Source organism: Vibrio sp. V42_P2S4T144 (genome assembly GCF_009904715.1).
Classification (GTDB): Bacteria; Pseudomonadota; Gammaproteobacteria; order Enterobacterales; family Vibrionaceae; genus Vibrio; species Vibrio alginolyticus.
Genome location: NZ_WXWS01000443.1, coordinates 1 through 8,646 on the forward strand (window position 1 = coordinate 1; position 8,646 = coordinate 8,646).

Genomic DNA, 8,646 nt, shown 5'->3' on the forward strand with positions numbered 1-8,646 from the left:
GATAAGTACAGTATCGATAGTACCGACTATACGGTAGGTCAGGACAACGTTCAAAAATGGGGTTTTGATGTTCATAACCCAGTTTTTGGTATTAGTGCAGGTTTAATTGCGCTGTTTCTTGTCGCTGCATTAGTTCTAGATGCACATACCGCAAAGACGGCACTTGATGGGCTGAAGTGGAAAATTATTGGTTCATTCGATTGGTTGTTCATTATTGCAGGTAACATTTTCGTTATTTTCTGTTTGGCGCTTATCGTCTCACCAATGGGTAAGATCCGACTAGGTGGTAAAGACGCTGTTGCCGATTACTCGTTTATGTCATGGCTTGCAATGCTATTTGCAGCTGGTATGGGTATCGGTTTAATGTTCTGGAGTGTTGCAGAACCTGTCGCTTACTTCACCGGTTGGTATGAAACGCCACTTGGTGTTGAGGCAAATACACCAGAAGCCGCGAGATTGGCACTGGGTGCAACGATGTTCCACTGGGGCCTTCACCCATGGGCAATTTACGGTGTTGTAGCACTTTCTTTAGCATTCTTTGCCTACAACAAAGGTTTACCGCTATCTATGCGTTCGATCTTCTACCCACTTCTGGGTGATCGTGCATGGGGTTGGGCTGGCCACATTGTGGACATTCTGGCTGTGCTTGCGACTTTATTTGGTCTTGCTACATCCCTAGGTCTAGGTGCGCAGCAAGCAGCAAGTGGTATTCATCACGTATTTGGTGTTGAGCCAGGCCTAGGTCTGCAAATCGTCGTTATTACCGTGGTGACTTTACTTGCTGTTGTTTCAGTCGTACGCGGTATCGATGGTGGTGTTAAAGTCATTAGTAACATCAACATGGTTGTGGCGTTCTTGCTACTTCTCCTTGTTGGTCTTATCGGTTGGGCGGCGAGCCTAGGTTCGATTCCAACCACACTTATGGCATATGTAGAGAATATCATCCCACTAAGTAACCCGTTTGGTCGTACGGACGAAGCTTGGTTCCAAGGCTGGACAGTATTCTACTGGGCTTGGTGGATTTCATGGTCGCCATTCGTAGGCATGTTCATCGCGCGTGTTTCTCGCGGCCGTACCGTTCGCGAGTTCATCACAGCAGTTCTACTGGTTCCAACTGCGGTTACCGTTGTTTGGATGTCTGTATTTGGTGGCCTGGCGATCGAGCAAGTTGTTGATAAAGTAGGTGAGCTGGGCACAAATGGCTTGACTGACGTATCACTTGCTATGTTCCAAATGTTTGATGTTCTTCCATTTGGTAGCATGCTTTCTATCATCGCTGTTGTGTTGGTACTTGTGTTCTTCATTACGTCTTCTGACTCTGGTTCACTTGTTATCGACAGTATCACTGCAGGTGGTAAAGTTGATGCACCTGTACTTCAACGTGTCTTCTGGGCATTCATGGAAGGTGCAATTGCGGTTGCTCTGCTATGGATTGGTGGCTCCGAGGCGGTTCAAGCTCTTCAGGCTGGTGCCATTTCTACAGCACTGCCATTTACCTTCATTCTGCTTGCAATGTGTGTGAGCTTATTGATGGGTATGAGAACAGAGCGTCAGTAATTCGGCATTTTATAAAACCGTCTGACTAACAATTAATCAAAAGGCCAGCGATTTGCTGGCTTTTTTTGTGCGGTTTTTATGACGCTCGAGACAAAAAAATGACACATGAAAGTTCATATTTTACAAAGAGTTAATGTGCTATTTTGTTTTTTAAAAATTAGTGAATAGTCGTAAAAAAGTGTGTAATATTCATGCACCTTAACTGTTCTCCCAACTCAAAAAACTATAAATATGAAATTATCATTAAAACAAAAGCTTATAGGCGCAAGCCTTTCTGCTGTTGTTGTGATGGCAACAGCACTTACTTGGTTGTCGGCTGGTCAATTATTTGATCAGACTCGTTCAGGTGTCTATTCACGTGCGCAAAGTCTTAGTACTACTGCGTCAGAGGGAATTTCTGATTGGGTCAATATCCGTAAAGATATTGCCACTGCGTTCAACGACTACTCGACCGAGCAAGACGTTGTTCCTTTCCTACAACAAGCTCGCAAGGCTGGTGGCTTCGATGACATCTTCCTTGGTACACCAAACGGTGATATGTACCGCTCTCATCCGGAGCGTAACCGTGCTGATTATGACCCTCGCACACGTCCTTGGTACAAGGATGCTGATGCCGCGGGTAAGCAAATCATCACAGCCGCATATCAAGACGCAATCACGAATGCACTACTTGTGACCATTGCTGAGCCAGTAATGAAAAATGGTCAGTTTGTTGGTGTTGTTGGTGCGGACGTACTGATCGATCAGCTTATCAGCGATGTGATTAACTTAGATGCAGGTGAAAACGCGCATGCGATGCTAATCGACATGAATGAAGGCACCTTCTTAGCGCATCCAGATAAAAGCTTGACGCTTAAGCCTATCACCAGTGTTCTAAAAGATTTTTCAGAAGAGGCAATTGAGCGCGCCGCCGATGAAGGTCGTATCGAAGATACGGTAATCAAAGGAAAAGAGAAGCTTTACTACTTCAATAAAGTTCCTGGTACGCATTGGATGTTTGCGATTGAAATGGATCGCGCAACAGAAGAAGCAGGTCATGCGGTATTGCTACGAGATCTATTGTTCACTGCTGTGGCGATCACGATTGTGGTTATTCTTGCAGTTTCTTGGCTAGTTGGTTTCTTGTTCCGTGACTTGAACCGCGTATCAAATGCACTGGAAGAAATTGCATCTGGCGAAGGTGACTTAACGCAACGCCTAGAACCACGCAGTGATGATGAAGTAGGTAAACTGGCGGAAAACTTCAACCGTTTTGTTGGCAACATGCACACAATGGTTACTAAGCTTAGCCACGTATCTTCTGCGCTTTCAGAGCAAGCACGCACGACAGCACAGCAAGCTGAGGAGCGTAGTCAGCGTATCTCTTACCAGCAAGATGAAATCAACATGGTGGCGACGGCTGTGAACGAAATGGCAGCAGCGACACAAGAAATTGCAGGTAATGCTGATAGCACGGCAAGTAACTCAGAAGAAGCGGTTCAAGCTTGTTCACATGGTTCTAGCCAAGTAACTCAAACGCAAGGCTCTATTCAGAACTTAGCGCAAGAAGTTCAAGTTGCTACTGATGTGATTCAAGAGCTAGAAGCACACGGAAATAGCATCAATACGATTCTATCAACGATTCAAGGCATTGCAGAGCAAACGAACCTACTTGCACTGAACGCGGCGATCGAAGCGGCACGTGCAGGTGAGCAAGGTCGTGGTTTTGCTGTGGTTGCAGATGAAGTCCGCGTATTGAGCCAACGTACTCATGCTTCAACGCAAGAGATTCAAGAAACTATCGAGATGCTACAAGGCACAACAGCCAAAGCGGTCGGTATTATGGGTGACAGTCGTCGTCTAGCTGATACCAGTGTTGATGATGCCAATGCGGCTGCAGCGAGCTTGACGCAAATCCACACTGCTGTTGAGCGTATCAGTGATATGGCAACGCAGATTGCTTCAGCAGCAGAAGAGCAAGCATCGGTAACCACTGAGATCACTCGTAACACTGAAGGTATTCGTGACGTGTCTAACGAGCTGTCAGTCGAAGCTCATCAAGCAGCAGAACAAGCTGCTCACCTGTCTGAGCTATCACACGAACTTGAACAAGAGATTCAACGCTTTAAGCTGTAATCTTGTCTCAACCTAAGTAAAAAGGAGCCATCTGGCTCCTTTTTTGATCGCTATTAAGCGTGAAGTATATTACAGCCAGAACTCACTGATGGGTTGCTCTTCACTGTAATGATGGGCGATTTGCGCTTGCAGTAGCTCTGCGGTAGCAATTGCATCGGTTAATGCATGGTGAGGCGTATAGTCTGGCAGCCCATAACGGCGTCGAGATTGCGCTAGCCGAACCGATTCTGGTTTTTTCCCTTTTAAACGCTCCCAGAGAGAGCCTGAACGTTTCTGTTGAATCGTTTCTTCAAGGTGCAGCGTATCTAAAACAGGAAACTCAATACCTTCCCCTAAACGGCTTTTGAGCGCTTTATCCAGAAACTCTCTCTCGATACGACGGTAATGAACAACAATGATTTTCCCGCTTAAGCATGGTAGCAGCTCGCTTAAGATATCGCCTAAGTCAGGTGCATCGATCAATTCGCTGTGAGTAATACCGTGTATAATGACTGAATCTTCATCGAGTGCACGCTGTGGACGTACCTTCCAATGACGCGAGTTACGTAGGAAAATTCGCTTCAGGTTAAACGGCACCAAACCAATAGTAATGATGTCATGTTTTTCAGGATTCAAACCCGTCGTTTCGAAATCTAACGCCACGAACTCCACCTCAGATAACGGTGTTTCTGGAGCAGGCGGCTTGTTGCTATAAAACGCAATTAAATTCTCATCCTTCGCCATCTCCAGCTTTTGTTCAAACTTCGTTGGCCACTGAATGGTTGGCTTCTGAAAGAGCTTTTTAATCATGCTAAACCTCACTTAAAGCTCTTGTTCGCTTGGTAGCGGAACTTAAGGAAATTTTGACCATTGCTTAGGATCTGGAATGCATCCTTTAGGTTGCGACGTTCAAACTCAGAGAGGTTTTCCGGTTCGATATTGTTATCAGGATCAATGCCTAGTTCCACATCCGTCGCTTGGTGACGAATACGTACCATGGAAATAAATTCTAACGCGTCTTTTAAGTCTTGTGCTCGACCTTTTGGCAAAATGCCAGCATCAATAATGTCGTCAAGACGCTCAAACGAGTTCTGTGCACGTGAACCAACCGCCAGAGAGTGAACGCGAATTAAGTCGACCAGAGGAGCAGTACCGCGACGTTTGAGGTTGATGGAGTTGTTGTGTCTGCCATCTTTTTCCATCACGAAGTCTTTAAAGAAGCCCAGAGGTGGTGTTCTGTTTAGTGCGTTACGAGCCAAACACGCTAAGAAGCGGTTGTTCTTTCGAGCGCGACGAACAATAAAGCTAGTTAACTGTTCTGCCCATTTTAAGCGGCCATAGACGCCATCCAAGTCGAAAAAGATGGAGGCGTTGAGTAGTGCTTTCGGGTTCGGGTTATCAATCCAGTCAGCAAAACACTCTTCCCACTCTGAACGAGTCATGCGCCATAGTGGGTTGGTTGCCATAATATCACCTGTGCAATATTTGTAGCCACAGGCATCTAACCCATCGCTGACGTATTTTGCTAGGGCTTCGAAGTATTTACCATGTTTCTCTTCTTGATAAGTCTCATCTAGAATGATGGCGTTATCTTGGTCAGTCACCAACAGTTGCTCATCTCGCCCCATTGAGCCAAGTGCAAGGAAACAATAAGGAATTGGCGGTGGGCCAAGCTCTTCTTCTGCCATTTCTAGCAGACGCTGTTTGAAGCTTCGGCCAATGACCGACATCGCGCTACCCACCATGTGAGAGTTGGCATCTTCATTGACCAGACGCACGAAGCTGCTTTTCACTTCTTCGGCAACAACGGCTAAATCTTCGATAGTCTGTTGTTGGAAAATACTACTCACCAACAACAACGAATTCTGAGATTCATAACGAACAATGTCGGTTGTTTCGATAATACCGATTGGTAATTGGTTTTTTACCACTGGTAGGTGATGTACGTTGTAACGCAGCATCGTTAACATTGCTTCATAGATGTAAGCGTTGTGGTCAAGAGACATGACCTCCGTGGTCATCACACTGGACACATCGTCCTGTGGGGACAAACCTTCAGCTAACACACGGGTACACAAGTCACGGTCAGTAATGATACCAAGTACTGGGGACTGTGGATCGTCTTCGTCACGAACGAAATCTGGGTCGACGATAAGTAAAGCCGATACGTTGTCATTCGCCATTTGCTGCGCGGCTTGCTGGATTGTCTGACCACGATCAATCGTATGAGCATCGCCAGTCAGCAAGGTTTTCACTTTCGACGTCGTCAGGTCATTGGCGTCTTTGTTTTCTGAAATGGCTTGGCGTAAACGAGCGCTATTTTCAACTTCAACAAAATCCGCAAAGGAATCAAAGTTATCGTAAATTTCTTGGAAAATGTCACCAGGAATACAGTAGAGCAGGGTATCCTCAATGGCTTTTACCGGAAAGCGGACTTTGTTATTGGTGAGCATGCCCATCTGGCCAAATAGGTCACCTTCGTCAAGGCGATTATACAGCTCACCTTTGCGTCGATAAACTTCAACAACACCGCTTCGCACCACGTATAAATCTTGGATATAGTCTCCAAAATGGATGATGGGGGTATCTTCTCGGTAGTACGAGATTTCGACACTCTCTGTCACCTTGTTTAGTGTTTCTTCAGGGAGTTCATTGAACGGGGGATACTTGGCGAGAAAGTTGTAAATCTCGAGAAGTTCTGCATCCATCGAAGGCGCCTTTTAGTTCGCAAATAATAAAGTAATCTTAACTTAGTTTTAAAACAGAGTCTTATCTGAACCGCGATTTTCGTGCTCAGTCATAAGATTCTGACATATCGCACGATAAGGGAGCTTCATTTTTACTACTATATGGTCACCTCAATTGAAAAAGACGTCGTCGATATGTTTTCTTCGTGATGACTGATTAGATCTTTGGCTGTTTCAGATCGTTATCACGTCTTTAGATTAAGCTATTCTTCTTGAGCCAAGTAGCTCAGGCGATGGAATACAGTGTTTAGATAATTCTCATGAAAGGAAGTCGAATGGTGAGAAATTTATTGCTTGTTTCTTTAGCTGCTTTGCCGGCGATATCAAGCGCAGCGGTCATGGACCAAGCAGAAAAATTTGGGTACGAACACATTCATTTGGATGTTGGTGCCGGAACGACAAACGAAGAATGGTTAGATAACTCTAATGCGACCACAGTTGGACTCGGTGGTAACTATTTGTTTACTGAGAACTGGTTGTTTAATGTTGATTACTCAGCGCAGTTTTTCCATCCGGATGATTTTACTCTTCGCATTGACCGCCTTTTGTTTGGTGGTGGTTACCGTTATGGAGTTACAGAGCAATTCGATATCTACGGGCTATATGGAATAGGCGCAATCAAAGCGAAAGCGACGGACGACAAAACGGATAATACGTTGTCTTCCGATAGCGAATTGATTCAAGCTGTAACTGTTGGGGTGAATTACTTGCTCAGTGAAAAGCTTATTGCGACAGCTGAAGTGGAGTTGAACCGTAGTGATATCGTTGATGAGAACAATTTTAAGATCGGTCTTAACTACCAATGGCATAAAGTCATCGGCACTGGTCTTTTTTATCAGTTTAGAGATACTGATTATAGCGGTGAAAGCTCAGATTACGTCAATGAAGTAGGGCTGAGTTTGAAGTTTGTCTACTAGATCGGACGGGTTCGTTTTTGGCGTTAAGTTAAAACAAAAAAGGTCAGCTTATGCTGACCTTTCCTTTTAATAAAGTATGCGACAGTCGATTATAAAACCGCTGCAATGCCTTTACATAGAGGGCCCATATTTGACTTCGTCATACCAGCAACACTGATTCGGCCAGAACCGACAATGTAAATACCGAACTCTTCTTTAAGGCGGTTAACTTGCTCTTTAGAAAGACCAGAGAAAGAGAACATACCATTTTGACGTTCGATGAAACTAAAGTCTGCGTCCACACCCTCTGCTTTTAGTGTCGCTACAAACAGTTCACGCATTTCTTGAATACGGTCACGCATTTCTGCTACTTCAGCTTCCCATTCCGCACGCATTTCGGCGTTGCCAAGAATGTGAGTCACGACAGCGCTGCCGTGTGCAGGTGGGTTAGAGTAGATAGAGCGAATAATGGCTTTAACTTGAGAAAATGCGGTTGTTGCGACTTCTTCTGACTCAGCTACTAACGTGAAGGCACCTACGCGTTCATTGTATAGGCCAAAGTTTTTCGAGAAAGAGCTCGCGACTAGGATTTCTTTGTTGTATTTAGCAAAAGTACGAAGACCTGCAGCATCTTCTTCCACACCTTTAGCAAAGCCTTGGTAGGCGAAGTCGAACAGAGGAAGCAATTTCTTCTCTGCGACAAGTTTCGCCAATGTTTCCCACTCTTCAGCCGTAGGATCGATCCCTGTAGGGTTGTGACAGCAGCCGTGTAGAAGCACGATGTCGCCTTCAGATGCAGATTGCAGATCATTTAGCATCGCATCGAAGTCTTTGTCTTTTGTTTCAGCATTGTAGTAGCTGTATTGTGCCGTTTCGATACCAGCAGCAGTAAATACGCCGTTGTGGTTCGCCCATGTTGGGTTGCTGATCCAGATCTTTACATCGCCTAGTTGACGTTTAATGAACTCGCCGGCAACACGTAGTGCACCAGTACCACCCGGAGCTTGAGCTGTTTTAGCGCGTTTTTCGTTTACAATTTCTGCATCAGAGCCGAAAAGCAGTTTTTGCACTGCAATGCCGTACTCTGCTGTGCCTTCGATGGTTAGGTAAGATTTGGTTTTTTCAGTTTCAACAAGTGCTGCTTCAGCTTTCTTTACTGTCGCAAGAACGGGAGTTTCGCCTTGCTCGTTTTTGTAAATACCTACGCCAAGGTTAATTTTGTCTGCGCGAGCATCTTTTTTAAACTCTTCAGTAAGGCCAAGAATAGGGTCAGCCGGAGCGGCAACTACTTTTTCAAACATAATCTTCATCCATGTTAATCGAAGGGGTGTGCTAACATTTATACCTTTCAG

Annotated in this window: 6 protein-coding genes; 3 read left to right on the forward strand and 3 right to left on the reverse strand. The window is 45.1% G+C overall.

What is annotated here, in order from left to right:
* Together CAG68_RS14865 and CAG68_RS14870 are read left to right on the forward strand one after the other, a co-directional pair.
* The coding region (locus CAG68_RS14865) for a BCCT family transporter (RefSeq protein ID WP_161441319.1) at window positions 1-1,557 on the forward strand (1,557 nt) is incomplete at its 5' end.
* Between the two features lie 231 nt (window positions 1,558-1,788).
* Window positions 1,789-3,672, forward strand: coding sequence for a methyl-accepting chemotaxis protein (locus CAG68_RS14870; protein ID WP_005376880.1), 1,884 nt, complete (start codon window positions 1,789-1,791; stop codon window positions 3,670-3,672).
* Window positions 3,673-3,741: 69 nt separating this feature from the next.
* On the opposite strand, the gene CAG68_RS14875 is transcribed toward CAG68_RS14870, so the two are convergent.
* The gene (locus CAG68_RS14875; RefSeq protein ID WP_005376881.1) at window positions 3,742-4,461 is read right to left on the reverse strand and encodes a 3'-5' exonuclease; all 720 of its coding nucleotides are present in this window, start codon (window positions 4,459-4,461) and stop codon (window positions 3,742-3,744) included.
* Between the two features lie 8 nt (window positions 4,462-4,469).
* Entirely contained in the window at window positions 4,470-6,359 is a 1,890-nt protein-coding gene (locus CAG68_RS14880; protein ID WP_017636107.1) for a DUF294 nucleotidyltransferase-like domain-containing protein, read from the reverse strand.
* A gap of 314 nt (window positions 6,360-6,673) precedes the next feature.
* On the opposite strand from CAG68_RS14880, the gene CAG68_RS14885 reads away from it, so the two are divergent.
* Window positions 6,674-7,315 carry an outer membrane beta-barrel protein gene (locus tag CAG68_RS14885; protein ID WP_017820457.1) on the forward strand — a complete coding sequence of 214 codons (642 nt, stop codon included), beginning with the start codon at window positions 6,674-6,676 and terminating at the stop codon, window positions 7,313-7,315.
* Window positions 7,316-7,404: 89 nt separating this feature from the next.
* Here the strand turns inward: CAG68_RS14885 and CAG68_RS14890 are convergent, their stop codons facing one another.
* Entirely contained in the window at window positions 7,405-8,595 is a 1,191-nt protein-coding gene (locus CAG68_RS14890) for an amino acid aminotransferase (protein WP_017636105.1), read from the reverse strand.
* Between the last annotated feature and the right edge of the window lie 51 nt (window positions 8,596-8,646).

Coding starts and splice junctions, on each gene's coding strand:
- CAG68_RS14885 (WP_017820457.1), top strand. CDS start 6,674: ATGGTGAGAAATTTATTGCTTGTTTCTTTAGCTGCTTTGCCGGCGATA.
- CAG68_RS14870 (WP_005376880.1), top strand. CDS start 1,789: ATGAAATTATCATTAAAACAAAAGCTTATAGGCGCAAGCCTTTCTGCT.
- CAG68_RS14880 (WP_017636107.1), bottom strand. CDS start 6,359: ATGGATGCAGAACTTCTCGAGATTTACAACTTTCTCGCCAAGTATCCC.
- CAG68_RS14890 (WP_017636105.1), bottom strand. CDS start 8,595: ATGTTTGAAAAAGTAGTTGCCGCTCCGGCTGACCCTATTCTTGGCCTT.
- CAG68_RS14875 (WP_005376881.1), bottom strand. CDS start 4,461: ATGATTAAAAAGCTCTTTCAGAAGCCAACCATTCAGTGGCCAACGAAG.